The organism is Kribbia dieselivorans NBRC 106261 (genome assembly GCF_001552435.1).
Classification (GTDB): Bacteria; Actinomycetota; Actinomycetes; order Actinomycetales; family Dermatophilaceae; genus Kribbia; species Kribbia dieselivorans.
Genome location: NZ_BCRE01000043.1, coordinates 20,747 through 46,790 on the forward strand (window position 1 = coordinate 20,747; position 26,044 = coordinate 46,790).

Here is a 26,044-nt window from a genome sequence, read left to right on the forward strand (position 1 = left end):
CGGGTAGCGGCACCGGGCCCACGGCCCGCAGAACGCCACAGTGGCCCGACACCCATCCGGGTGTCGGGCCACTGTTGGTTGGTCAGACGAGGCGATCAGCCCTCCGAGGACTCGCCGCCCTCGGCACCGCCGTCACGGGACTCCCCGTCACGACGCGGGGCGCGACGACGACGGTTGCGACCACCACCGGAGCGACGATCGCCGAACTCCCCCGACTCACCGTCACCCTGGTCGCCACCACCGGCACCGCCAGACTCCTGCAGCGCCGCCTCCTGCTCCTCGGTCAGCACCGCACCGAGGGAGAGCTTGCCGCGCGGGTCGATCTCCTTGAGCTCGACCTGGACCTTCTGGCCCACCCCCAGCACGTCCTCGACCGCGTCGATGCGCTTGCCGCCGACGAGTTTGCGCACCTCGGAGATGTGCAGCAGACCGTCCTTGCCCGGCATGAGCGAGATGAACGCGCCGAACGTCGTCGTCTTGACGACGGTGCCCAGGAAGCGCTCACCGATCTCCGGCATCTGCGGGTTGGCGATGGCGTTGACCGCGTTGCGCGCCGCCTCCGCCGACTCACCATCGGCCGCACCGATGAAGACGGTGCCGTCGTCCTCGATGGTGATGTCGGCGCCGGTGTCCTCCTGGATCTGGTTGATCATCTTGCCCTTCGGGCCGATGACCTCACCGATCTTGTCGACCGGGACCTGGACGGTGATGATCCGCGGGGCAGTCGGGGCCATCTCGTCCGGAGCGTCGATGGCCTCGTTCATCACGTCGAGGATGTGCAGACGCGCGTCGCGAGCCTGGGTCAGCGCACCGGCCAGCACCGAGGCGGGGATGCCGTCGAGCTTGGTGTCGAGCTGGATCGCGGTGACGAACTCGCGGGTGCCGGCGACCTTGAAGTCCATGTCGCCAAACGCGTCCTCCGCACCGAGGATGTCGGTCATCGCCGCGTAGCGGGCCTCACCGTCGACCTCGTCCGAGACCAGACCCATGGCGATACCGGCAACGGGAGCGCGCAGCGGCACACCGGCGTTGAGCAGCGACAGGGTCGAGGCACACACCGAACCCATGGACGTCGAGCCGTTGGAGCCCAGCGCCTCGGAGACCTGACGGATCGCGTAGGGGAACTCCTCGCGGGTCGGCAGCACCGGCATCAGGGCCCGCTCGGCCAAGGCGCCGTGACCGATCTCGCGACGCTTCGGCGCTCCAACGCGACCGGTCTCACCAGTCGAGTACGGCGGGAAGTTGTAGTTGTGCATGTAGCGCTTGCGCGTCACCGGCGAGAGCGTGTCGAGTTGCTGCTCCAGCTTGAGCATGTTCAGCGTCGTGACACCCATGATCTGGGTCTCGCCACGCTCGAACAACGCGGAGCCGTGCACGCGCGGCAGCACCTCGACCTCGGCCGAGAGGGCACGAATGTCCTTGAGACCACGGCCGTCGATGCGCACGCCGTCGACGAGGATGCGCCGACGCACGACCTGCTTCTGCACCGTGCGGTAGGCCGCGGAGATCTCCTTCTCGCGACCGGCGAACTCCTTGGGCTCCTCGGCGGTGCCGGCGAGGGCCGTCTTGACCTCGGCCTTGTAGGCGTCGAGGCGCTCCTCGCGCTCCTGCTTGCCCGCGATCGACAGGATCGTGGTCAACTCGTCGGCGGCGAACGCCTCGACGGCAGCGAGCACATCGTCCTCGTAGTCGAGGAAGACGGGGAACTCCTCGACCTCCTTGGCGGACTTCGCGGCCAGCTCGGCCTGCGCCTCGCACAGCACCCGGATGAACTTCTTCGATGCCTCGAGGCCCTCGGCGACGATCTCCTCGGTCGGAGCCTGCTTGCCCTCGCTCTTGACGAGGTTCCAGGTCGACTCCGTGGACTCGGCCTCGACCATCATGATCGCGACGTCGTCACCGGCGATGCGGCCGGCCACGACCATGTCGAACGTCGAGCGCTCGATGTCGCTGAAGTTCGGGAAGGCGACCCACTGGCCGTCGATGAGGGAGACGCGCGTCGCTCCGACCGGGCCCGAGAACGGCAGTCCGGAGATCTGCGTGGAGGCACTCGCGGCGTTGATCGCCACGACGTCGTACTGGTGGTCCGGGTGCAGGGCCATGACCGTGATGACGACCTGGACCTCGTTGCGCAGGCCCTTGCGGAAGGTCGGGCGCAGCGGGCGGTCGATGAGACGGCAGGTGAGGATGGCGTCGGTGCTGGCCCGACCCTCACGGCGGAAGAACGAGCCGGGGATCTTGCCCGCGGCGTACATGCGCTCCTCGACGTCCACCGTCAGCGGGAAGAAGTCGAACTGGTCCTTGGGCTGCTTGCTGGCCGTCGTGGTCGACAGCAGCATGGTCTCGCCGTCGAGGTAGGCCGCCACGGCTCCGCCGGCCTGCTTGGCCAGGCGCCCGGTCTCGAACCGGACCGTGCGGGTGCCGAACGAACCGTTGTCAATGACGGCTTCGGCGAACTGGATGTCTGGACCCTCCATGGGCCCTCCTTCTCTTCATTTGAACCTCGTGCATCGTCGTTGTGCACGGGTCTCCATCGGTAAGCAGGTCGACGCGAGCGCCGGCCGGGCGTGGCGAACCACATCAAACGGTTCCCACTCTGCCGTATACGGCAGCGTCGCCGCACCTCACGCAGACGGTGAGTCGCGGCGACACAGCGAAGGGAGCGGTTCCCCGAGGTGGGAAACCGCTCCCTTCGCTGACAATCAGCGGCGCAGGCCGAGTCGCTTGATCAGCGAACGGTAGCGCTCGATGTCGATCGACTCGAGGTAGCGCAGCAGGCGGCGACGACGACCGACGAGCAGCAGCAGACCGCGGCGGCTGTGGTGGTCGTGCTTGTGCTGACGCGAGTGCTCGGTCAGGTCCTTGATGCGCTGGGTGAGGAGCGCAATCTGCACCTCGGGGGAGCCGGTGTCGCCCTCGGTGGTGGCGTACTCGGTCATGATCTGCTTCTTGACCTCAGTCGTCAGCGGCATACGTGTGCTACTCCTTCACTGCGTTGTTGCGCGGCGCGCCCGGGCTGGTTCACCGGGGCTCTGGGATCCGCGGCCGATCTACGGCATCGGACCATGCTAGCAGCCACCCCGTGCACCCCGATAATCGGCAAGAATCGAGCAGGACCCCCTCAACGTCAAGGAGCAGATCGTGGAACTGGGCCTCAACACCTTCGGCGACATCTACCCCGGCGAGGACGGTCGGGATCTCTCCGCCGCGCAGGTCATCCGCAATGTCGTCGCCGAGGCGGTGCTCGCCGACGAGGTCGGGCTCGACTTCATCGGCCTGGGCGAGCACCACCGCGACGATTTTGCCATCTCGACACCGGAGACGGTCCTGGCCGGCATCGCCACGCGCACCGAGAACATCCGGCTCGGGAGCGCGGTGACCGTGCTCTCCTCCGATGACCCGGTGCGTGTCTACCAACGGTTCGCCACGGTCGACGCCCTCTCCGGAGGGCGGGCCGAGGTCATTCTCGGGCGCGGGTCGTTCATCGAGTCGTTCCCGTTGTTCGGGCTGCCGCTGGATCAGTACGAGGAGCTCTTCGAGCAGAAGCTCGAACTCTTCACGCGTCTACAGGCCGAGGGGCCGATCCACTGGGAGGGTGGTCTGCGCCCGGCGATCGACGGGCTCGAGGTCTATCCGAAGACCGAGGGTGGCCGCCTGCCGGCGTGGATCGCCGTGGGTGGCACACCGGCCTCGGTCGTGCGGGCCGCGCATTACAGCCTGCCGGTCATCTTCGCCATCATCGGCGGCGACCCGGCCCAGTTCGGCGCCTTCGCCACCTACTACCGCCGCGCCCTGGCGGAGTTCGGCAAGGACCCGCTGCCCGTGGCCTGGCACTCCCCCGGACACGTCGCTGCCACCGACGAGCAGGCGCGCGAGGAGTTCTTCCCGGCCCAGGCCGCCAACCACGCCCGTATCGGAGCGGAGCGCGGCTGGCCCCCGCTCTCGCGCGCGGCCTTCGACGCCGGGTGCGGCCCGGACGGCGCGTACTACGTCGGTTCCCCCGAAACGGTCGCGCGCAAGATCGTCAAACACCGCGCCGATCTCGACGCCGTGCGGTTCGACCTCAAGTATTCAGTCGGCACCTTGCCGCACGCGGCCATGATGCGCTCGATCGAGTTGTACGGCACCGAGGTTCGTCGATTGGTGGAGGACATGCTCGGCTGAGGAGGCGATCGGGTCCCGTGTGACGAATCTCGCGGCCATCGCCAAAGGGCGGACACCGGTGAATCGGCGCCGCTAGGTTCCGAGATCGTCACACCCCTCCCCCCAGAAGGGCAGCAGCATGAAGCTCTCCCCCGCGTCCGAGGCCGTTGTCAAGGCCACCGCCGGTGTTGTCGCCGAGAACGCCGAAGCGATCACCAAGGTGTTCTACCCGGACATGTTCGAAGCGCATCCGGAACTGATGCGGGTGTTCAACAAGGCCAACCAGGCCATTGGTGAGCAGCCCAAGGCGTTGGCGGCCTCGGTGGTGGCGTACGCGGTCAACCTCATCGACCCCGACGCGCCGGACTTCACCCCGGTCATGCAGCGCATCGCGCACAAGCACGTCTCGCTGGGCATCAAGGCGCAGGAGTACACCATCGTCGGCCACCACCTGCTCAAGGCAGTGGGCACGGTCCTCGGCGACGCGGTCACGCCCGAGATCGCGGCCGCGTGGGACGAGGTCTACTGGCTCTTCGGCTGTGCCCTGATCGCCGAGGAGGCCAAGCTGTACGCCCTCGGCGGGACCGACCCGGAGCACCCCTGGCGTCAGTACCGCGTCGTCGAGCGCCACGAGGAGAGCGCGGACATCTTCACCCTCGTGCTCAGCCCCGTCTCGGGTCAGACTCCCCCGCACGAGACCGGCCAGTACGTCGCCATCGCGGTGGATCTGCCCGACGGCGAGCGCCAGCCCCGCCAGTACACGATCAGTTCCGGACCGCGGGGCGATGCCCTCCAGGTGACGATCAAGCGCGTGCGGGGCGTCGACGGGACTCCGGATGGCCAGGTCTCGAACTGGCTGGCCGACCATGCCCAGCCGGGCACGATCCTCGACGTCTCACAACCGGCCGGAGATCTCGTCCTCGACGATTCCGAGGGCCCGATCGTGCTCGTCTCCGCCGGTATCGGCATCACGCCGGTCGCCGCGATCCTCGAGGACCTCAACCGGCGCCAGCCCCACCGCACGGTGCGTCTGTTCCACGCCGACCGCTCGCACGACACGCACCCGCTCTACGCCACCCTGCGCCGCCAGGTCCTGTCGATGGAGGACGCCAAGGCCCAGAACTGGTACGAGGAGGACGCCGAGAGCGCGCCGACGCTGCACCCGGCGAAGTCCGGTCTGATGGACCTCACCGATGCCGACGTCCCGGCCGACTCGACGGTCTTCATGTGCGGCCCGCTGCCGTTCATGAACGCCATGCGCAAGCAGCTCATCGGTCGCGGTGTCTCCCCCGAGCGCATCAAGTACGAGGTCTTCGGCCCCGACCTGTGGGCGCAGAACCCCGACGCCGCGGAGTAGGGCGGCCCGAGGCGTGACGGCCGAGGGCGATCAGCGCGACTGGAACTCCACGATCCGCTCGATCGCCTCGGCCACCGCCGCGCGACCCGCTGCAAAGCTCAACCGCACGGAGCGCCGTCCGCCCACCTCGTCGAAATCGACGCCGGGGGTCAACGCGACCCCGGCCTCCTCGAGCAGCGCCGCGCAGTAGGCCGACGACGTCGACCAGTGGGAAAGCACGTCGTCGCCGAGGTCGGCGTAGTAGTAGAACGCCCCGTCAGCGGGCGCGGCGGTGCCCCACCCGAGCCGAGCGGCGTTGTCCAGCAACAGTTCTCGCGTTGCGGCGAACCCGGCCACTGCAGCGTCACATTCGGCATACGACTCGGGTGTGAACGCGGCGATCGCCGCCTGCTGCGCCGGCGTGGGCGGTGACAGCGCGAGGTTCCCGGCGAGGGCATCGACCGGCCTGGCGAGGTCCTCGGGCAGCAGCATCCATCCCAGCCGCCACCCGGTCATGCCCCAGTACTTCGAGAACGACGAGATGACGATGGCGGACTCGTCGATTTCCCACGCACACACCCCGCGCGGATCGGCGCCGCCAGGCTCCGGGTAGGTCACGCCGTGGTAGATCTCGTCGCTGACCAGACGCACCCCGTGCGCGGCACACCACTGCGCCACCGCGGTCAGCTCGGCGCGATCGACCATCGTGCCCGTCGGATTGGCCGGCGACGCCAGCACGAGCCCCGCCAACGGCGCTCCGTCGTGCGCGGCGTCGAGCAACTCAGGTGTCGGTTGGAAACGCACGTCAGGCCCACACTCGATTTCGACGACCTCGCACCCGAGGGCCTGCAGGATGTTGCGGTACGCGGGGTACCCGGGTCGGGCCAGCGCCACGCGGTCCCCGGCGTCGAAGGCGGCGAGGAACGCCAGCAGGAACGCGCCCGACGACCCGGTGGTGATGCCGACCTGCTCCGGCGCCAGATCCAGCCCGTACCAGCGGCCGTAGTGCTGCGCGATCTCGGCACGCAACTCCCGGATCCCCAGGGCCGACGTGTACGTCAACGCGCGACGGGACGCGTGCAGCGCCTCGGAGGCCGCCGACACCGCCGACGGCGCGCCCTGCGACGGCTCCCCCGCACAGAGCGAGATGACGTCACGGCCTTCGGAGCGCAGCACGGCCACGCGGTCGAGGATGTCCATCACCTCGAACGACGCCACGGCGGAGCGTCGTGACGCGTGCAGTCGGGGCGGGCCGGGGTCGGTGGGGTGCGTCATACCTCAATCATCCGACGCGGGCAGCGTGGCCCGGTGCGCGGCCGCCAGTCGTTTCGGCGCCCGGTCGAACCAGGCCTGGGTGACGACCTCGGTCAACTCGTCCACGGCGATCCGGTCGAGGCGCAGCAGCACGGCCGGGTAGCCCTCGAAGTGCGACGTGATGAAGAAGAGGTCGGGCTCGGCGAGCAGCAGTTCGTCCTTGGCGTCGAGGTCGGCCACGCGAAGACCCATGATCTCGCCCGCCGGAGCGTCGTCGCCCAACTCCTCGAGGTCTCGGCGCCGGAGTGGCCGTTCCCAGACGAAGGACTTGTTCCGCACCTTCCACGCGATCTGGCCGTCGTAGGACGGGGCTTCGGTCACCTCGGGGAGCGCGAGGGCAATGCGACGGACATCATCGAGAGTCGCCATGCTGTCGAGGGTATCGATGTGGGCGCGCCCCGACCAGCGGCAGACCCCGGGGCGAGCGCCCCTCCCGACGTGTCAGAGTGACTCCATGAACACCCTGACCGGCACCTGGCGTCGGTTGCGGTTCATCGCCGGGCCGACCCGCACTCCCCGACGCAACCTGCACTTGGCCAACTTTCTCGCGCTGCACGCGGGGGTGCTGAACTCCGTCGGGTTCGTCGCTACGGCGACGTACACCTCCCACATGACCGGGCTGACCGCGGCGCTGGCGGACCATCTCGTGCTCGGTGACCTCGGGTTGGTCGGCATCTCGGTGGTGGCCATCGTCAGCTTCGTCGTCGGATCGGCGACGTGCGCGATCCTCTTCAACTGGGGTCGGCGGCGTCAGTTGCGCAGCAAGTATGCCAGTGTGCTCGTGCTGGAGGCCTCGGTCGTGCTGCTCTTCGGGCTGTTGGCCGATGCCGTGACCTGGTCACACCGGGCGTGGCTGTTCATCCCGGTGCTGTGCTTCACCATGGGTCTGCAGAACGCCCTGGTGACGAAGGCGTCGCAGGCGCGCATCCGCACGACGCACATCACCGGGATGGTGACCGACATCGGGATCGAGCTCGGCAAGGCGCTCTACCGACCGCGGCGCGCCGACCTGCCGCCCGTCGTCGCGAACACCGAGCAGTTGCGCCACCACCTGACGCTGGTCTCGTTGTTCTTCCTGGGCGGTGTCATCGGCGCCGCGGGGTACCTCGTGGTGGGTTTCGTGACGTTGGTGCCGGCCGCGGTGCTGCTGCTCGTGCTGGCCCTGCCCCCGCTGGTCGCCGATCTGCGTGACTGGCCGACCCCTTGAGTGCCGCCGGAGAACTCGCCTCGCCGCCGGACGGACCGGCCAGTCCGATGGCGACCAGCGAGGCGATCAATCCCTCGGGCGTGAAGGCGTCCCATCCGGTGAGGGCCGCCCAGCGCTCAAGGCGGTACTTCGCGGAGTTGGGATGAACGTGCAGGGCGCGTGCGGCAGCGGCGACGGAGAATCGTGACTGCCCGAATGCCCGGACGGCCTCGGCGAGGTGGGGGTGTGCGGCCGCCGTCTCGACCGCGCCGTGCATGAGCGGTTCGATCGGGTCCGCCTCCGCGCCGAGGATCGCGAGCGGCCACACCTGCGCAAACTCGACCACCGGCTGCTCCGGGGTGACCCAGGCCAGAGCCAGCGTGGCGTCGACCAGGCTGCGCGCGGCCCCGGCCAGCCCACGACGCTCCACACCCTGGCCCACGCGACCTCCGGTCGTTTCCTGCACGATCTGCGCCGCCCACCCGGCATCGATGCCCTGACCGACGAGGACGACCCGCTCCTGCGTGTCCAGTGCCGCGTGCGCCCGCTCCCCAGCGCCCAGCCGATCGTGAAGTACGTCGATGACCCCGACCGACGTGGGCTGGGAGACGATCACGACGAAGTCGCCCTTGATGTCGAAGTCCAGTGCCGTCGCCACCGATGCGAGCAGGCCGCTCTGACCGCCCTCCGTCAGCAACGTCACGAGCCGGCTGCGCAGCCCCGCGCGTCCGGCCTCCATTCGCGCGACCTCGGCGGTGTGAGCCGTGCTGAAGGCGAGGCTGAGCCGGTGGGAGGTCTCCCAGAGCACGTTGACCTCCTGCGCCAACTCGACCACTGCGTGCGGCCCCTGGGCCCTGGCACGGTCGAGCAGGTGGCCCCAGATCTCCCGATAGGCAACGTGGTAGGCCTGAATCCCGTCGGACAGCGGGACGCCGTCTCGGGAGCGGTCCCGGCCGAGGTCGAAAGCGTGCTGCACGTGGGCCTCGTCGGCGCCCCTCCCGCTGCGCAGACCGGCCAGGAAGGATCGGATACCGACCACGCTGTCCGCCCGGTGTCGTTCGTACGGGACGGTGCGCAGGGCTGGTGTCTCCCGGCGAATGGCCGCCACCACGCGGTCGATGAGGTCATCCGATTCCGCCTCGACCTCGTCCAGCAGACCTTCGATGATCGGCGATCGTCTTGTGGTTTCCACGAAATCACCCCCCCAGATTCTCGCGATGGTCAATGTTCCTTCGTGGAATCACCCTGCCACACTGTCCGGCAGACCACTCAATGAGGAGCATTGCCGCGTGAACCACCCACCGAACCGTCCGTCCCTCGTGGAGAGCATCCGTCGTGCGTGGGAGATGGTCGATCTCACCCCGCCGCCGCGTGATCCGGTCGAACGGGCGCTGCGCCGCTGCCTGACCATCGACGACCTACGTGAGACGGCGCGCGTTCGGGTCCCCCGCCCTGTCTTCGAGTTCGTCGATGGCGCGGCCGGCACCGAGGCCAGCCGTGATCGCGCACTGGCCGCCTTCGATCGGATCCACCACCACCCCGGCCCGCTGGCCGCCACGGCCCGAGTACCGATCGACCTCTCCACCGAGATCTTCGGTCGCCGGGTGGCCCTGCCCCTGATCATGGGTCCGACCGGCTTCACCCGCATGTCCCACACCGACGGTGAGTTGGCCGTGGCGCGGGCCGCCGCGCACGCCGGCATCCCCTACACCCTCTCCACGCCGGCCACCACCTCGATCGAGGACGTGGCTGCCGCGACGCCGGACGCCGACCGGTGGTTCCAGCTCTACGTGCTCCGCGACCGTGCCCGAGCGGTCGACCTCATGGCCCGCGCCGCAGCCACGGGGTATCGCACCCTCGTCGTCACGGTCGACACGCCCACCACCGGTGATCGACGCCGGGACACCCGGAACGGCTTCACGATCCCGGCTCGGATTCGCCCGCGGGAACTGCTGCAGATCGCGCGTCACCCCGGATGGGCCACACGGTTCCTGCGCGCCGAACCGCTGGGGCTGGCGTCGTTTCCGATCGACGGCCACGGCGACATGTGGCAGGGGCTCAAGGCCATCTCCGGAGCCGACTTCACCTTCGACGAGATTGCGTGGGTGCGGGAGCGCTGGGACGGGCCGCTGGTCGTCAAGGGCATCCTCGACGCCGACCTGGCGCGCCGCGCGGTGGAGCTCGGCGCCGACGGCGTCGTCGTCTCGAATCACGGCGGGCGGCAACTGGATCGGACCGTGGCCCCGCTCGACGTGCTCGAGCCGGTCGCCCAGGCCATCGGCGGGCAGGCCGCGGTGTTCCTCGACAGCGGGGTGCGCGAGGGCTCCGACATCGCCGCCGCGATCGCGCTGGGTGCCACGGCGGTCCTCGTCGGGCGGCCCTACCTCTACGGCCTCATGGTCGGTGGGGAGCGCGGCGCGGCCCACGCCATCGAGATCTTCCGCCGGGGTCTCGATCACCACCTGCGACTGCTGGGCGTGACCTCGGTGGGTCAGCTCAACCGTCGTCACGTCACGCTGGCACCGGCCCCGCACCTCAACGCGGATCGCCGTGAACGAAAGGTCTCCCTGTGAACGCCCCGACTCCCACTCACCCGGTCCCGCCCGAGTACGCGGGCCTGCGCGTCCTGATCACCGGCGGTTCGGCCGGGCTCGGGCTGGCCACCGCCGAACACCTGATCACTCGCGGCGCGCGGGTGGCGATCTGTGGCCGCGATGCCGGTCGACTCGAGTCGGCGGCCCACACCCTCGAGGCCGCCGCGAAGTCCACGGGTTATGGTGGCGCGGTGCTGACGCAGGCGCTCGATGTCACCGACGGTCCGGCGTTGACCGCGCTGTTCGACCGGATTGGTCACGAGTGGGACGGACTCGACGGCCTGGTCAACAGTGCCGGCGTGCACACCGGAGGATCGTTCCTCTCGGTCACCGACGAGCAGTGGCAGGCCGATTTCGAGCTCAAACTGCTCGCCGCCATTCGCGGGACGCGGCTGGCGGTTCCGCTGATGGAACGGGCCGGCGGCGGTTCCGTCGTCAACGTGCTCAGCGTCTACGCGCGGTTCCAGACCGTCGGGTCCATGCCGAGCTCCGTGTTCCGGGCCGCCGGTTTGGCCATGACCAACGGGGCCTCAAAGGAGCTCGCGGCCCACGGGGTGCGGGTCAACGCGATTCTCATCGGATTCGTCCGCAGCGACCAGTGGGTGCGGCAGGCCGCGGCGAAGGGGATCGACGAGGAGGACTTCGAGAACGCGATGGTGAAGCGACTGGCCGTACCGATGAACCGCCCCGGGACCTCGGAGGAGGCGGCCGAGGCGATCGCCTTCTTCCTGTCCTCGCGCTCCTCGTACCTGACCGGCACGTCGCTCAACGTCGACGGCGGCTGGTCACCGGCCATCTGAACCGGCCCAACTCCGACCTCGACCGGAGGGAATCGACGAGGGCCTCCACCCGAACCGGGTGGAGGCCCTCGCGCGGAGAGTCGGTGTCGATCAGAAGTCGATCAGAAGTTGATCATGTGACCGGAGATGCCCTCGACGGCCTCCTTGACGGCCTCGGTCAGCGTCGGGTGCGCGAAGACGTTGCGGCTGACCTCGTCCGCGGTGAGGTCCCACTTCTGGGCCAGCGTCAGCACCGGCAGGAGCTCGGTGGTGTCCGGGCCGATCATGTGGGCACCGAGGATCTCGTTGTATGTCGCGTCGGCGACGACCTTGACGAAGCCGACGGTCTCGCCCAGGCCGCTGGCCTTGCCGTTGGCGCTGAAGGGGAACGTCGCGGTCTTGACGTCGTAACCGCGCTCCTTGGCCTGGGCCTCGGAGTACCCGAACGAGCCGATCTGCGGGTGGCAGTAGGTCGCGCGCGGGATGAAGTCGTAGTCGATCGGCATCGTCTCGGCGCCGGCCATCGTCTCGGCGGCGACGATGCCCATGGCCTCGGCGACGTGCGCGAGCATCATCTTGGCGGTGACGTCACCGATGGCGTACACGTTCGGCACGTTGGTGCGGCAGTACTCGTCGATGGCGATCGCGCCACGTTCGGTGAGCTGGACTCCGAGGTTCTCCAGGCCGTAGCCCTGCGTGCGCGGGGCGAAACCGATGGCCGAGAGCATCTTGTCGGCCTCGAGCACCTGCTGGTCGCCGCCGGCGGCCGGTGAGACGGTCACGCGCACGCCGGAGCCGGTGTCCTCCACCGACTCGACCTTCGTGCCGAGCATGACCTTGACGCCGAGCTTCTTGTACTGCTTGAGCAGCTCCTTGGAGACGTCGGCATCCTCGGTCGGGACCATGCGGTCGAGGAACTCGACGATCGTCACATCGACGCCGAAGTTCGTCATGACGTAGGCGAACTCGACGCCGATGGCGCCGGAGCCGGCGATGATGATCGAGTTCGGCAGGTTCGGATCGAGGATCTGCTCCTCGTAGGTGACGACGTTCTGGCTGACCTGGACACCGGGGAGCATGCGGGTCACGGCGCCGGTGGCGATGATGAGGTTGTCGAAGGTCAGGTCGCGCTGACCACCGTCGTTGAGCGCCACCGACATCGAGGTCGGGCTGGTCAGCGTCCCCCACCCGTCGATCTCGGTGATCTTGTTCTTCTTCATGAGGAAGTGGACGCCCTTGACGATGCCCTCGGAGACCTGACGGCTGCGCGCGTGGGTCGGGCCGTAGGACATCGTGGCGTCACCCTCGATGCCGAACCTCTTCTTGTCGTGGGTCAAGGTGTGCGCGAGTTCGGCGTTCTTGAGCAGCGCCTTGGACGGGATACACCCGACGTTGAGGCACACGCCGCCCCAGTACTTCTTCTCCACCACGGCCACCTTGAGACCGAGTTGAGAGGCGCGAATCGCCGAGACGTAACCACCAGGACCTGCACCGAGCACCACGAGATCGAAGTCAGCCATGAGCGCCAGCCTAGTGGCCCGCATCACCCGATCGGAGCCCGGCCTCCGACCTCGTCACCTGCCGGCGGGAACCGCCCGTCGGCTCAGAGGTTCGGGAACCAGATGCCGATCTCGCGCGTGGCCGACTCCGGCGAATCGGAGCCGTGCACGATGTTCTGCTGGACCGCGGTGCCCCAGTCGCGGCTGAGGTCTCCGCGGATCGTGCCCGGCGCGGCGTCGGTCGGGTTCGTCGCCCCGGCCAGCGACCGGAACCCCGGGATGCAGCCCTGACCCTCGATGACCACCGCGGCGATCGGGCCGGAGGACATGAACTCGACGAGCGGCTCGTAGAACGGCTTGCCCTCGTGCTCGGCGTAGTGCGCGGCCAGCTGCTCCCGCGTCGGGGTGAGCACGGCCAGCGCGGCCAAGGTGTACCCCTTGGCCTCGATCCGGCGCAGCACCTCACCGGTGAGTCCGCGACGAAAACCGTCGGGCTTGACGAGGACCAGGGAGCGTTCCGTCTGAGAAGTCACGTCGTCAGCCTAGCGAGGGTCGGGGTCGGCTCCCCCGGCAGCCTCACGCTCCCGCGCAGCCACCTCGGCGTCGATCCGGCGACCTTGCACGAGGCACACCACCCAGAGCAACAGGAACACCAGCCCGGCCAGGAACATCATCGGCACGAACAGCCCGCTGATGAGCACGAGGATCTGCAGCGCCCAGCCGAGGGTCAGCCCGAACGGTCGGCGAATCAGCCCGGCGCCGACCACGAACGCCACGGCGAGCGCGCACAGCGGCCAGAAGAGGTCGGCGCCCCGTCCGCCCAGCCCGCGGGCCACGAGGGCCCCGAAGAAGACGATCACCGATTCCGTGCCCAGGATGACGGCCAACATGCGCCAGGTGAACTTGCCCAGGGGGCCGCGGAACAGTGACATGGGGCCCAAGCGTAGGCGGCGATGCCCGGCAAGCTGTGATTGGCTGCCTCGGGTGACCACGGAGAACGCCCCCACCAACGGCAGTCCCGCCGAAAGGCCGACGAACCCCGATTCCATCGCGCCGGCAGTATTGCGCCGCACGGTGATCATCGTCGCCCTGCTCAACCTCGCCTACTTCTTCATCGAGGCGACGGTGGCCTGGCGGATCGGGTCGGTCGCCCTGCTGGCGGACTCGGTCGACTTCCTGGAGGACACGGCGGTCAATCTGCTCATCGCCCTGGCCCTGGGCTGGTCGCTCCACCGACGCGCCATGATGGGCAAGGTCATGGCGGGCATCATCCTCCTGCCGGCGATCGCGGCCCTGTGGCAGGCCATCGAGAAGTTCGGCGATCCGCAACCACCGGCAGTGCTCTCCCTGGTCCTCACCGCCGGCGGCGCGCTGGTCGTCAACTCCGTCTGTGCCGCGATGCTGGCCAACATGCGTCACCACGGCGGCAGCATGTCGACCGCCGCATTCCTGGCCGCGCGCAACGACGTCTACGCCAACGCCGCAATCATCCTCATGGCCGGGGTGACGGCACTGACCCACTCGGGCTGGCCGGACATCATCCTCGGACTGGCGATCGTGCTGCTCAACGGGTCGGCGGCCAAGGAGGTCTGGGAGGTGGCCGAGGAGGAGCGGCTCGCCGCCCGCGCCCTGGCCGGAGAAGCGATCGACGACTGAGTCACCGACACGCGGGCGCGGTGGTGGCCCTGGTCGCGCTCTCCCCTAGATTGGACAGCGCCCCCGAGGAGGTGTCATGAGCAAGTCGCTCACCCAGATCGCACAGTTTCGCAACCCCGGCGCCGTCATGGCCGTGCTGGTGCTGGTCGGGGCGGCCGTGACCTCCCTCGGCGCCGCCGTGGGTGGTCGCTGGTCGATGGCCCGAATCCCCGAGGCCGGTCCCGATGCCCACCCCATCTGGATGAGTCTGCTCGCCCTGACCCTCGTGTTGGGTGGAGCATTGATCGGAGCGCTGATCGCCGCGGGCATCTTCGCCGCCGCCTGTGTCGCGGCCTACTACCCGCTACGTCACCGACTCGGCGACGGCATCCACGATCACCGTGACGAGAGTCCCGACGAGGGCACGGCGGGGTTGGCCGACCTCTTCGACCAAGCCGATCTCGTCGACGTCCGAGGCGTAAAATCCTGAGAATGACCCGCTCCTCGCGCCGTTCTGGCCTGGTGGTCATCACCCTCGCCGGTGCCATGGCACTGACCGGGTGCGGCGGTGGTTCGCAGCCCCCCGCCGCGTCGGACACCACGACGTCCTCGACCACATCCACCACCTCGTCGACGTCGACCAGTTCGACGCCCGACACGTCCACGTCGAGCACGACGTCGACCTCCAGTACGTCAACCTCCAGTACCTCGAGCACCTCGAGTACCTCAGAACCGTCGACGTCAGGCGACTCCGCGGTCATCACCAGACGACTGCCCGGCGCGGAGGTGGCCAGCATCGTCTTCCCCGCCGCCGGGTTCTCGAAGTACGACTCACCGCGGGATGTGGCCGAACACTTCGCGGAGGACTACATCGGCTTCACCGATCCGCGCATCGGCAGTTTCCAGCAGGGCGACAGTCGCTCCGGTGAGGTGCCGGTGCGACCGACGCGCCGTGGGCCGGTGACGACGGTGCTGGTGCGCAAGATGAGTGACCAACGGTGGTACGTCATCGCCGCCACCACGCCCCAGATCGAGATCACCCGACCGCGGGCCAGCAGCCGGATCACCTCCCCGGTGCGCGTGACCGGGCGGGCCAGCGCCTTCGAGGGCAACGTCCTGGTCCAGGTCCGACGCGGCACGGCCGGCAAGGTCCTCGGACAGGCACCGGTGACCGGTCGTGGTGACGGTGTCCTGGGTCCGTACACCGGCCGGGTGCGGTTCACCAACCCTGGCAGCGGCCGAGGCGCGATGGTCTACCTCATCGACAGCCCCAAGGACGGCAGCATCTGGCAGGCCGCGGCCATCCCGATCGGCTTCACGAGGTAGCGGAGCGTCGTCCGCTCACGCCGACTCGACGCCGAGCAGTAGGCGCACGTCGGCCGCGGTCGTCACCGACCCGGTCGCGAGCACGCCTCCGGCCACGCCGCCCTCGTCGGCCAGTTCAGCTGCGAGATCCAGTGCGTCGGGCAGCGCCTCGACCACCGTGACCCGGTGCTCGCCGAACACCTCGCCGGCGAGCTGACCGAGTTCATCGGGGCGCATCGACCGCGGCGAGGTCGACCGCGACACCACGACGTGGTCGAGCACGGGCTCGAGCGCCTCCATGATGCCGACCGCGTCCTTGTCCTTGAGGATCGCCAGCACACCCACGAGGCGGGTGAAGGTGAACTCCTCCTCCAGCGCCTGGCGCAGGGCGACGGCTCCGTGCGGGTTGTGCGCAGCGTCGACGATGACGGTCGGGCTGCGGCGCACGATCTCCAGGCGCCCGGGCGAGGTGACGTTCGCCAGCGCGCTGCGCAGGACGTCGTCGTTGAACGGCTGCTCTCCCCCGCCGAGGAACGCCTCGACCGCGGCAATCGCCAGGGCGGTGTTGCCGGCTTGATGAGCGCCATGCAGGGCCAGGAACAGGTCGGTGTGGTCGCCGGCCAGGCTCCGCACACTGATCTGCTGACCACCGACGGCCACGTCTCGGGTCAGGACGCCGAAGTCGCGGCCCTCGAGGCGCAGGTCGGCGCCGACCTCCTCGGCCCGCGCTCGGAGCACCTCGATCACCTCGTCCGCCTGTGGCGCGGACACCGTGATCGCGCCGGGCTTGATGATGCCGGCCTTCTCGGTGGCGACCTCCGTGAGCGTGTCGCCCAGGAAATGCTGGTGGTCCAACCCGACGGGGGTGACGACGCTGACGACCCCGTCGGCGACGTTGGTCGCGTCCCACCCCCCACCCATGCCGACCTCGACCACGGCGACATCGACCGGCGCGTCGGCGAACGCCGCGTAGGCGACGACGACGAGGACCTCGAAGAACGTCATCCGCGGTCCACCGTCGGCGGCGGACCTGGCGTCGACCATCTCGACGAACGGGAGGATGTCGGCGTACGCGTCGAGGAATCGCTCGATGGAGACCGGCTGACCGCCGAGGCTGATCCGCTCGCGCAGGTGGTGAAGGTGCGGTGAGGTGAACCGGCCGACGTTCAGACCGGACTCGCGCAGGATCTTCTCGATGATCCGCGCCGTGCTCGTCTTGCCATTGGTCCCGGTGACATGAATGACCGGGTACGCGTGTTGCGGCTGACCGGCGAGGTCCATGACCGCGGCGATCCGGTCCAGGCTCGGCTCGAGGTCATGCTCGGGAGCCCGCGCCAAGATGGCCTCCTCGGCCTCGCGCATCTGCTTGCGCAGGTCGAGTTGGCGGGCGGCTTCACGCTGAGCGGCATCGGGGGCTGGCATGCCGTCCATTGTCGCGCACCCCGCGCGCACCAAGGTCAGTCGTCGCCCAATTCTGGATGCTCCGAGGCCAGGGCCGTGCGGCTCGTCACCCGGAGCTTGCCGTAGATGTGTGTCAAATGAAACTGCACCGTCTTGACCGAGACGAACAACTGGTCGGCCACCTCTCGGTTGCCCAAGCCCCGCACGACGAGGCGCGCGACGGCCCGTTCCTGCGGAGTCAGGCTCGTCGGATCGACGGAGCGCGCCGCCGCCACTCCCCCCGCCTTGAGCTCGCGGTCTGCCTGCGCGGTGAGGGCCACCGCGCCGAGCGAGTCGAACAGCAACCGCGCCCGACGCAACTCACCGTCGGCATCGCGCCGACTGCCGGCACGACGCAGCACCATGCCCAAGGCGAAATGCGCCCGACCGAGCTCCAGCGGCAGCGGCAAGGTCGCCAGGGCCGTCACGGCCTCGGTCGTCCGCTCGACCGCCGCCTTCGGATCACCCTGGGCCGCCTCCACCCGACCGCGAGCCACGGCCAGTCGGGCGCTCTGCGAGACGTGACCTCGTTCGGCGGCCAGCGCCTCATGCGGTCGCAGGAACAGGTCCGCCTCGTCCAGTCTCCCGGTGCCGACCAAGGCCGTGGCCCACAGGTGCTGCCACGGCCAGAAGCCCGGCTCATCGACATCGGCGGGCATGGTCCCGGAGGCCAATGGCTCCAAGGCGTCCAGCACCGCCCCGTGCGCGTTGGCTGCATCGGCGACCTCCGCCCGGGCCAGGGCGGCCGGCACGGCCATCACGGGATAGCCGTGAGCCCCGTCGCCAAGTCGGCGCAGATGCCAGGCCGAGGCCGAGTCATCGCCGCGCAGCACGGCCGCGGTGGCGCCGGTCCAGTGCAGCATGGGACCGATCAGCTCTATGCCGGTGAGTTCGAGCAGCGCCACCCCATCGTCGACCAGGCGCCGCGCCTCGTCCCACCGCCCCAGGAGGAGGTGGGCGCGGGCCAGCCAGGCATGGATCCACAACGAGATGCGCGCCGACACCTGGCCGGCACGATTCGACAACGCCTCCTCGAACAGGTGGCGAGCCCGTTCCGGGTGGTCACGGGCCAGGAGGACCCAGCCATGGCCCAGCAGGGCCCGCTGGTGCTGAGCCGGCGGAAGACCGACCTTGGCCAGGGCACCATACTCGGTCAGGGCCGCGGGGCCTTGGCCGCTCATCGCCAGCCCGAGCCCGACGACCGCGGCCGACTCACTCCACGCGGGATCGTGCCGTTGGGCCAGGTCCATGCCTCGCGAGGCCCACTCCACGAGGTCCGCTCCACGCCACTGGGCCAAGGCATGGATCACCCGCCGCTGGGCGATCGTCGCCGCCAAGGCGCGGTCCTCACCCACGTGCTGCCACGCGGTCTCCAGCAACGCACCGGCCTCCGCGGTCCTACCCCGCAAGGTGGCGAGATAGCCGCGAGCTGCCAGTGCCCCGGCCGAGTCAAGGACCTCCAGCTCGGGCAGGAGTGCCAGCGCCTCCGGCACCCGCCCGGCATCGAGCACCGCGTCCACTGCGGCGCGCAGTCGCTCGGCCGCCACCATCGGGTCGCTCGCCACGCGGCTGGCCAGCAACCACGCTTCGGATGCCTCACCCCACAGACCCTGCCGAGCCCGACGGCGCGCGAACTCGACGAGGAGCGTGCCCAACTGCGGACCCGGCAGGGGTGCCGAGCGCACTCGGTGGCGCAGCTGTGCCCACTCATCGGTCACCACATCGGCAGCGCGGGCATGCAGGTCGAGGCGCATCTCGAGCGGCATCAGATCGAGTACGGCCGGCGCGTCCATGGGATTCGGCTGCCCAAGCCTGACGGGGATGTCACGGGTCAGCACCACGAGCAGCCCCGCCTCAATGGCAGCCGACAAGGCCGGCACCGGATCGGCGATCCGGCTGATGGCGACCGCATCAACCAGGGTGCACCCATGACCGAGAACGGCTGCCGAGCACACGAGGTCCCAGGCCGCTGGTGTGAGCCGTTCCAGCTTGGCCGCCACGGCCGCGCGGTGACTGAAGGGGGCGGGGAGTTCGGTGGTGGACACCTGCAGCACGGTCGCGGGCACTTGGTCGAGCAGTTCTTGGACCGCCCGTGGCGCGCCTCCTGTGTGGTCCCGCAAACGACGAGCAGCGGTGGACGACAAGGGAATACGGTGTTCGACCAGAGCCAGTTGTCGCACGTCCTCACTGCGAAGCGGGGGCAGCGTCACCCGCAGAACGTCCGCTCCCTCCAGTGGGACCGGGAGCCGGTCGTGGTTCGGGACCGTGGCGGCGATCAGCACGAACAACGGAACGGGCGGGCGTCGGGCCCCGGACACCAGGGCTTGCAGCGAGAGGACATCGGCGTGCATCCCGCCCTCCACAGCGAGCAGAAGCGGCCCGCTGGCCAGTGCCACACATGCGTGCAACGCCACGACCTCCCGTTGGACCTCCTCGGGCCGTGCTCGCTGCTGCGACCAAGCACCCAGGTGCGCGCGGCCTCCGAGTCGGTGGCACAGCGCGTCCAGCACCCCACCTTGACGGCTCTGCTCCCACGCGAGGGCTTGCACCGGAGCCGGTGCTTCCCACCCTTGGTTGGCCAGTTGCGACCGGACCGCGGCGAGCACCTCCGAACTCCCCATTCCGGAAGCCCCGCTGATGCAGGCGACGCGTCCACTCCCGGTGGCGATGGCTTCGTCGGCCACACCGATCAGCCGTGCCACCTGGGCGATACGGCCGATCGGCGCGGGAACGGCGGCGGGGTTGGCCATGTGGAGCAACTCTAGGTCCCCAGCGTCTGTCCGGCGGCTGTCAGCCCAGGTCGCCGCCACCGACCGGCACGACCGTACCGGTGATGTAGGCCGCTTCCCGGGAGGCCAGGAAGCAGATCGCTGCGGCCTGCTCGTCCAACGTGCCGTAGCGCTTGAGCAGACTGGAATCGAGGGTCTGGTCGATGTGCGCCTGGTACCACTCCTCCTCCTGCTCCCCCTCCGGACCGGGACCACGCGGGATCCGGCGCGGCGGTGCCTCGGTGCCACCGGGTGCAGCGGCCACGACCCGCACCCCGTGCTCAGCGGCCTCGACGGCCAGCGAGCGGGTGATCGCGTTGACCCCTCCCTTGGCCGCGGCGTAGGGCACTCGGTGGATGCCGCCGGTGGCGATGGACGAGACGTTGACGATGGTCCCGCCCCCCTGCTCGATCATCTGCGGCAGCACCGCGCGGCACCCCCACAGGGTCGGGTAGAGCGAGCGGTTGATCTCCGCGGTGATCTGGTGCGGGCTGAACTCCTGCAGCGGGGTGAACCGGATCGCGCCACCGACGTTGTGGACGGCCACGTCGACCCGGCCGTGAAGGGCGATGGCTTGGGCGACAACGGACTCGGCACCTTCCCACTGCTCCAGGTCGGCCTCGACGACGGCGACCTCGGTACCCGCCGCACTGAGCTCCGCCGCAACCTCACGCACCACCGGTGACCGGTCGGCCAGCACGAGGTGGCCACCCTCGGCGTGGATGCGTCGGGCCACCCGTTCACCGATCCCCTGGGCGGCCCCGGTGACGATGACGACCTGGCCCTCGAAGCGACGGGGGGTCACCCAGGCCGGCAACCGGCGCGCGTCCTCCTCGGCCATCGCCCGACGAGTGGTCACCATGGAGCGCTCACCGTGATCGCGCACCAACTGTCGGGCCCGGTCGAGGTCACCGACCTCCATCGCGTCGACGATATCGAGATGGTCCTGGGTGCACTGCGGGTGGCACCACGTCGCCCGGCTCAAGGTGGTCTCCATGTGGCCCTTGACACCGAGACTGCGATAGGCCTCGAGCAGGTGCTCGTTTCCGCTCAAGGAGAACGGGTACTCGTGGAAGGCCGCGTTGACCTCGGTGTAGGCCGCCGCGTCGACGAAGCGGTCGCCCTCGACGTAGGGCACGGTTGCCTCGGCCAGCAGTCGATAACCGGCGATCTGCTGGCTCGAGAGACGGCCGAGCACCAGCTCCAACACTCCCATTTCCAGCGCGGTGCGAGCTTGGAAGAGGGCGTCGGACGCGCCCACAGCCGGGTGTTCCTCACCGATCTCGTACCCGTCGGGCGCGACCTCACCCGAGATCGGAGCGACGACGGGCAGGGGCGGCAGCATCTCCTGACCAGCGATCCCGCGGGCCTGCGGATCACCGCTGGGCAATCCCTCCTCGGGGTCGAGCGGCATGCTCGGGCCGGTGCCCACCGCCGGGAGGATGCCCTGCCCGGCCAGAGAACGGGCCTGCGGGTCGCCGGGATTGGCCCAGCCAGCGGGAGTGGAGTCGACCACCACGGCCTCGGCGCGGGTCGACACAGCCGGGTCGGTGTCCGGTGTGCCGGCCAGGGCGAACTTCTCGTAGTAGAAGCCGGTCGGCTCGAGGTCGCGCGCCTTCAGGTCGGCGCGGACCGCTTCGACCATGACGGGTGGGCCGCACAGGTAGATCGCCACGTCCCCGTCGTGGAGATGCTCGGGCCCGATCAAGGACATGACGTAGCCCTTGTTGCGCGCCGTGCTGTTCGGGTCCGAAACGACGTGGTCGAAGCTGAAGCCAGGTAGCGTGGCGGCGAGTTCGGCGAGGGTGTCGAGTTCGACCAGGTCGGCGTCGCTGGAGACCCCGTAGATGAGGTGGACGGATCGCCGGGAGCCGGTGGCGCGCAAGCGACGCAGGATCGACAGGATTGGCGCCAACCCGGTGCCGCCGGCCAGCAGGAGCGCCGGGCGGTCGGTGTCGCGCAGGAAGAACGACCCGTTCGGGCCGGTGAAGCGCACCGTGTCCCCGACTGCGGCCTGCTCGGCGAGCCAGGTCGACATCACGCCACCGGGGGTCAGTTTGACGAGAAAGGAGACGTGCTCGTCCTCCGGGTCGCTGCTGAACGAGTACGAACGGCTCTGGTCCGTGCCGGGCACGTGGATGTTGACGTACTGACCGGGCAGGAAGGCCAGCTCGCTGCGCCCGGCCACCTCGAGGGTGAAGGCCATCGTCGTCGGCGACAACCGCTGCACCTCGGTGATGGTTGCCTCGAAGGTCGCTGCCTGGGTCTTGGCCACCGCGGAGGTGCTGGCGATCTGCAGCACCAGGTCGCCGCGTGGCATGAGCTGGCATGGCAGGACATAACCTTCGGCGGCCTCGTCCGGGGAAAGTGCGTCATCGACGTACGGACCGTGGTCGTAGTCGCCGGACTCACACATGGCCTTGCACGTCCCACAGGCACCGTCGCGACAGTCGAGCGGGATGTTGATGCGCGCGCGATAGGAGGCATCGGCGACGGTCTGGCCGTCTTGGCACTGGATGAACTTCGTGACGCCGTCCTCGAAGGACAGCGCGACCTGGTACGTCACGGAACAACGCCTCTCGTCGTTGAGGGACCGGCCGGGCAACGGGGCACACCGTGTGCGCGCCGCGCCGACGCCCGACCGGCCGATGAATCAGATGTGGTAAATGTCGACCACGTGGTGGATGTAGTCGTTCTTCAGGACGACGACCTTGCGGCGGATCAGCGGCGACTCGCCGCCGAAGTCGATCGTGTAGAAGGACGTGCCGTAGTACGGGTCCACCTGGTTGTACCGGAAGTACATCGTGTGCCAGTTGAAGCGCACGTCGACGACATCTCCGCGGCGCTCGATGAGTTCGACGTTGGAGATGTTGTGGCTGGTACGCGGCTCGGGCAGACTCGTCGCGCTGGAACGCTCGGTGCGAATGCGGAAGACCCGATCCTCCAGACCACCCTTGTTCGGGTAGTAGATCAGCGAGATCTCGCTCTGCGGGTCACGCGTGAGGGCGTCGTCGTCGGCCCAGGCCGGCATCCAGTATTCAACATCCTGGTGGTAACAGGTCAGCCAGTTCTCGAACTCCCGGTCGTCGAGGTAGCGGGCTTCCCGGAAGAGGAACTGCTCGATGGTGTTCTGGTCGATGGTGCTCATGTCCCTGCCCCTCAGGCCTGCGTGGCGGTGCGCTGCCGATCGGCGGCGGCCCGGTGGTCGGCGGCCACGCCGCGGCGCATGGTCTCGAGCCAGAACCCATGCTGGAGCGGGTAGAGGCCTTCATCCTCGTTCTTGATGCCGCTGGAGCGGACATCGTCCATTCCCAAGGAGAGGGCGGTCTCATCCGGGCCCGTGACCCAGTGCTGGGCGCCGCGGCTCATGTCGTTCCACGGGGCGGCGGTGGCCAGGAACGTCTTCTGGCAGGAGCGGAACTCCTCGAGGTCGTCCGGGGTGGCCATGCCCGAGGCGTTGAAGAAGTCCTCGTACTGCCGGATCCGGTGGGCGCGAGCTGCCGCCGGCTCACCCTTGGGGGCGATGCAGTAGATCGTCACCTCGGTCTGGTCAACGGCGACCGGGCGGAAGGTGCGGATCTGAGTGGAGAACTGGTCCATGAGGTAGACGTTCGGGTAGAGGCACAGATTGCGCGAGCCCTTGACCATGAAGTCCGCCTTGGCCGGGCCGAACTTCTCGGTCAGCTCGGGCAGTTCGTCCCATAGTGGGCGGTCCTGCGGGTTGCCCGTCCAGGTCCACAGGCACAGGTGGCCGTTGTCGAAGGACCAGTAACCGCCCCCGCTCTTGCCCCAAGCGCCGGCGTCGACCGCCTTGGTGGTGTTGATCGAGTCGCCGGTGCTCCGTCGCGACGTGGTGGCCGCGTAGTTCCAGTGCGTCGAAGAGACGTGATAACCGTCGGCACCGTTCTCGGCTTGCACCTTCCAGTTGCCGTCGTAGGTGTAGGTCGAGGAGCCGCGCAGGACCTCCAGGCCCTCGGGCGACTGGTCGACGAGCATGTCGATGACGGTGGTGGCGTCACCGAGGTGCTCCGCCAAGGTGGGGACATCCGCGTTGAGGCTGCCGAAGAGGAACCCGCGGTAGGACTCGAACCGCGCGACCTTCGTCAGGTCGTGGGAGCCGTCCTTGTCAAAGGTGGCCGGGTAGCCGGCACCCTCCGGGTCCTTGACCTTGAGCAGTTTCCCGTCGTTGCGGAAGGTCCAGCCGTGGAACGGGCAGGTCAGCGTGGTGCGGTTGTCGGTCTTGCGCCGGCACAGCATGGCGCCACGGTGCGCACAGGCGTTGATCAGACAGTGGAGGGTGCCCTCCTTGTCGCGCGTGATGACGACCGGCTGCCGCCCGATGTACGTGGTGAAGTAGTCGCCCGGATTGGGCAGCTGGCTGTCGTGGGCCAAGTAGACCCAGTTGCCCTCGAAGATGTGGCGCATCTCCAGGTCGAAGAGCTCCTCGCTGGTGAACATCGCGCGGTTGGCCCGGAAGACTCCGGCTTCGGGGTCGTCGACGAGCATCTGGTCAAGATCGACCCGCAGCGCAGCGGTCGTCTCCGTCATGGTTCCTCCTGTGGGGTGGCAGCAGCGGCACCGGCCGAAACACGTCGGCCAATGCCCCGTACCGTCCCAAGGAATCCGCCGCAGTGGACTAGGCCCCCACCTAGGTCTGACCTAGGTCTTGATCCATGAGTGGTGGATCAGTGACGAGAATGGCCACCCATCGTGGAGGAGGACTCTTCGGCCGGTGTGGAGGCCGACGGCGAGTTTGGGCCCATGATCGCCGAGACGTCCTCGCGGGGCTGCGAACCGCGCTCCGTCAGCATCGTCGTCATCAGTTCGACCTCGCCGGATTGGGCACGGACCATCTTCTCCGCCAACGAGCGCACCTGCGGGTCACGGCCCAGATCGAGGCCGGCACGGGCCATCTCCACCCCCGCGAGGTGGTGGGTGGTCATCAGCTGCAGGTACAGGACCTCGGCCGCCTTGCCCCGGCTCGAGGTGAGTTTCGCGATCTCCGCCGGGGTGGCCATGCCGGGCATGGGCACGCCGGCGGGCATGTCCATGGTGGCGTGGTCGTGGCCCGCCATCCACGCCATCCGCTCCCCCGGCCGGGCCTGCGGCAGCCCCCACTCCACCAGCCAGGTGCCCATCTGCCCCTGCTGGTAGGCCTGCGAGGTGGCGATGTCGCTGGCCAGTCGGACGACGTCCGGGTCGTCGGTGCGTTGCATGACAAGCAGGGACATCTCCACCGCCTGCGCGTGGTGTTCGCTCATGTCGCGGGCGAATCCGGCGTCGGCGCTGTCGTCACCGGGGTGTCGAGGCGCGAAGGCCACCCACCCGAGCAGCGCGCCGAGGGCCAGCCCGACAGCCGCGGCGAAGGCGATCCACCCGGAGACCGATAGCCGCGGCGCCGGTTGCGTCACGGCGCGAGATCGGTCGTTGTGCCACCGGTGCAGGCCGCACCCGGCTCCGGGGTCTGCGGTCCTTGGCGGTAGGTGCGGATGAAGTCGGCGATGCGCGTGTCGTCGGCGCTGTCCACGCTCAACTGCTTGCCCCAGGCGGTGGCCTTGATCGGCGAGTCCTGACCCTTGACCGGTGAGAGCAGCATGAACTCCTGGGAGGCCAGCTTCTGCAACTTCTCGAGGTCGGCCTGGGGCAGGCCGGGCTCGTAGGTCAGCCACACCGCGCCGTGCTCGAGGCTGTGCACGGCGTGGTACTCGGGGATCTCCTCGGTGTAGATGCCGCAGTTCCACCACGCCGGGTGGTGGTCGCCACCAACGGCCGGGGTCTGGGGGTAGTCGGCCTTGCCGGCGGTGACGTGCTCCCGCCCGAGGTTGTCGTACGACTTCACCGCGGACAGGTCGCCCCCGGCCGGGTCGCGGGCGATCTGCCACGTGACCAGACCGCCGACGAGCGCGACGATCGCCACCGCCACGACCCACAGGGAGGCCGTTCGACGACGATCCGCCGAGCGCGCCTCCTTGCGGAGTTGGTCGAGCTTGGCGGCTCGCTGGTCGTTGCCTCCGGTGGAGGATCGGTCGGGTCGGGGCATGAGGC

Annotated in this window: 22 protein-coding genes and 1 pseudogene; 8 read left to right on the forward strand and 15 right to left on the reverse strand. The window is 69.0% G+C overall.

Annotated elements, in window-relative coordinates:
* Positions 1-95: 95 nt before the first annotated feature.
* Both KD1_RS03955 and rpsO read right to left on the reverse strand, forming a co-directional pair.
* Entirely contained in the window at positions 96-2,477 is a 2,382-nt protein-coding gene (locus tag KD1_RS03955; RefSeq protein WP_068397854.1) for a polyribonucleotide nucleotidyltransferase, read from the reverse strand.
* 225 nt (positions 2,478-2,702) lie between these two features.
* A complete protein-coding gene (gene rpsO / locus KD1_RS03960; RefSeq protein WP_068397858.1) occupies positions 2,703-2,972 on the reverse strand; it encodes a 30S ribosomal protein S15 in 270 nt (89 codons plus the stop codon).
* A gap of 169 nt (positions 2,973-3,141) precedes the next feature.
* Between rpsO and KD1_RS03965 the strand changes: the two genes are divergently transcribed.
* Together KD1_RS03965 and KD1_RS03970 are read left to right on the forward strand one after the other, a co-directional pair.
* Entirely contained in the window at positions 3,142-4,164 is a 1,023-nt protein-coding gene (locus tag KD1_RS03965; protein ID WP_068397861.1) for an LLM class flavin-dependent oxidoreductase, read from the forward strand.
* Positions 4,165-4,282: 118 nt separating this feature from the next.
* Complete coding sequence (locus KD1_RS03970; protein ID WP_068397864.1) at positions 4,283-5,500, forward strand: globin domain-containing protein; 1,218 nt, start codon at positions 4,283-4,285, stop codon at positions 5,498-5,500.
* A 30-nt stretch (positions 5,501-5,530) separates the two neighbouring features.
* Here KD1_RS03970 and KD1_RS03975 read toward each other — a convergent pair whose 3' ends face one another.
* Complete coding sequence (locus KD1_RS03975) at positions 5,531-6,754, reverse strand: aminotransferase class I/II-fold pyridoxal phosphate-dependent enzyme (protein ID WP_068397867.1); 1,224 nt, start codon at positions 6,752-6,754, stop codon at positions 5,531-5,533.
* A 3-nt stretch (positions 6,755-6,757) separates the two neighbouring features.
* On the reverse strand, positions 6,758-7,162 hold the full coding sequence (locus tag KD1_RS03980) for an MmcQ/YjbR family DNA-binding protein (RefSeq protein ID WP_068397870.1): 405 nt from the start codon (positions 7,160-7,162) through the stop codon (positions 6,758-6,760).
* Between the two features lie 85 nt (positions 7,163-7,247).
* Here KD1_RS03980 and KD1_RS03985 point away from each other — a divergent pair, with 85 nt between their 5' ends.
* Positions 7,248-8,000 carry a YoaK family protein gene (locus KD1_RS03985; RefSeq protein WP_068397873.1) on the forward strand — a complete coding sequence of 251 codons (753 nt, stop codon included), beginning with the start codon at positions 7,248-7,250 and terminating at the stop codon, positions 7,998-8,000.
* A 61-nt stretch (positions 8,001-8,061) separates the two neighbouring features.
* On the opposite strand, the pseudogene KD1_RS17715 reads toward KD1_RS03985, so the two are convergent.
* Positions 8,062-9,171, reverse strand: a pseudogene (locus KD1_RS17715) (RsbRD N-terminal domain-containing protein); the annotation flags it as partial.
* A 97-nt stretch (positions 9,172-9,268) separates the two neighbouring features.
* Between KD1_RS17715 and KD1_RS03990 the strand changes: the two are divergent.
* Entirely contained in the window at positions 9,269-10,552 is a 1,284-nt protein-coding gene (locus KD1_RS03990; protein ID WP_217995792.1) for an alpha-hydroxy acid oxidase, read from the forward strand.
* A complete protein-coding gene (locus tag KD1_RS03995) occupies positions 10,549-11,373 on the forward strand; it encodes an SDR family NAD(P)-dependent oxidoreductase (RefSeq protein ID WP_068397876.1) in 825 nt (274 codons plus the stop codon). Before KD1_RS03990 ends, KD1_RS03995 begins: the two co-directional genes overlap by 4 nt.
* Before the next feature lie 101 nt (positions 11,374-11,474).
* On the opposite strand, the gene lpdA is transcribed toward KD1_RS03995, so the two are convergent.
* From lpdA to KD1_RS04010, 3 genes are all read right to left on the reverse strand, one after another.
* On the reverse strand, positions 11,475-12,872 hold the full coding sequence (gene lpdA / locus KD1_RS04000; protein WP_068397879.1) for a dihydrolipoyl dehydrogenase: 1,398 nt from the start codon (positions 12,870-12,872) through the stop codon (positions 11,475-11,477).
* 83 nt (positions 12,873-12,955) lie between these two features.
* Complete coding sequence (gene ndk, locus KD1_RS04005) at positions 12,956-13,384, reverse strand: nucleoside-diphosphate kinase (RefSeq protein WP_068397882.1); 429 nt, start codon at positions 13,382-13,384, stop codon at positions 12,956-12,958.
* A 9-nt stretch (positions 13,385-13,393) separates the two neighbouring features.
* Entirely contained in the window at positions 13,394-13,783 is a 390-nt protein-coding gene (locus tag KD1_RS04010) for a DUF4233 domain-containing protein (RefSeq protein WP_068397885.1), read from the reverse strand.
* A gap of 52 nt (positions 13,784-13,835) precedes the next feature.
* Here KD1_RS04010 and KD1_RS04015 point away from each other — a divergent pair, with 52 nt between their 5' ends.
* The 3 genes from KD1_RS04015 (at position 13,836) to KD1_RS04025 (ending at position 15,812) form a co-directional block, all read left to right on the forward strand.
* On the forward strand, positions 13,836-14,507 hold the full coding sequence (locus tag KD1_RS04015; protein ID WP_306307007.1) for a cation efflux transmembrane domain-containing protein: 672 nt from the start codon (positions 13,836-13,838) through the stop codon (positions 14,505-14,507).
* 76 nt (positions 14,508-14,583) lie between these two features.
* Positions 14,584-14,976, forward strand: a complete 393-nt coding sequence (locus KD1_RS04020; protein WP_068397888.1) for a hypothetical protein — start codon at positions 14,584-14,586, stop codon at positions 14,974-14,976.
* Positions 14,977-14,978: 2 nt separating this feature from the next.
* The gene (locus KD1_RS04025) at positions 14,979-15,812 is read left to right on the forward strand and encodes a Gmad2 immunoglobulin-like domain-containing protein (protein ID WP_157073157.1); all 834 of its coding nucleotides are present in this window, start codon (positions 14,979-14,981) and stop codon (positions 15,810-15,812) included.
* A gap of 15 nt (positions 15,813-15,827) precedes the next feature.
* Here KD1_RS04025 and KD1_RS04030 read toward each other — a convergent pair whose 3' ends face one another.
* From KD1_RS04030 to KD1_RS04060, 7 genes are all read right to left on the reverse strand, one after another.
* Positions 15,828-17,213 carry a bifunctional folylpolyglutamate synthase/dihydrofolate synthase gene (locus tag KD1_RS04030; protein WP_370670741.1) on the reverse strand — a complete coding sequence of 462 codons (1,386 nt, stop codon included), beginning with the start codon at positions 17,211-17,213 and terminating at the stop codon, positions 15,828-15,830.
* 35 nt (positions 17,214-17,248) lie between these two features.
* Positions 17,249-19,981 (reverse strand): helix-turn-helix transcriptional regulator, encoded by a 2,733-nt coding sequence (locus KD1_RS04035; RefSeq protein ID WP_068397897.1) that lies wholly within the window; start codon positions 19,979-19,981, stop codon positions 17,249-17,251.
* Positions 19,982-20,021: 40 nt separating this feature from the next.
* On the reverse strand, positions 20,022-22,565 hold the full coding sequence (gene benC, locus KD1_RS17485; protein ID WP_068397900.1) for a benzoate 1,2-dioxygenase electron transfer component BenC: 2,544 nt from the start codon (positions 22,563-22,565) through the stop codon (positions 20,022-20,024).
* Positions 22,566-22,652: 87 nt separating this feature from the next.
* Positions 22,653-23,147 carry a benzoate 1,2-dioxygenase small subunit gene (benB, locus tag KD1_RS04045; RefSeq protein WP_068397904.1) on the reverse strand — a complete coding sequence of 165 codons (495 nt, stop codon included), beginning with the start codon at positions 23,145-23,147 and terminating at the stop codon, positions 22,653-22,655.
* Between the two features lie 11 nt (positions 23,148-23,158).
* Positions 23,159-24,547, reverse strand: coding sequence for a benzoate 1,2-dioxygenase large subunit (gene benA / locus KD1_RS04050; RefSeq protein WP_068397907.1), 1,389 nt, complete (start codon positions 24,545-24,547; stop codon positions 23,159-23,161).
* Between the two features lie 137 nt (positions 24,548-24,684).
* Positions 24,685-25,410, reverse strand: a complete 726-nt coding sequence (locus tag KD1_RS04055; RefSeq protein WP_083542043.1) for a DUF305 domain-containing protein — start codon at positions 25,408-25,410, stop codon at positions 24,685-24,687.
* Positions 25,407-26,039, reverse strand: a complete 633-nt coding sequence (locus tag KD1_RS04060; RefSeq protein WP_068397959.1) for a thioredoxin-like domain-containing protein — start codon at positions 26,037-26,039, stop codon at positions 25,407-25,409. The genes KD1_RS04055 and KD1_RS04060 overlap by 4 nt, the downstream gene beginning before the upstream one ends.
* Positions 26,040-26,044: the final 5 nt, after the last annotated feature.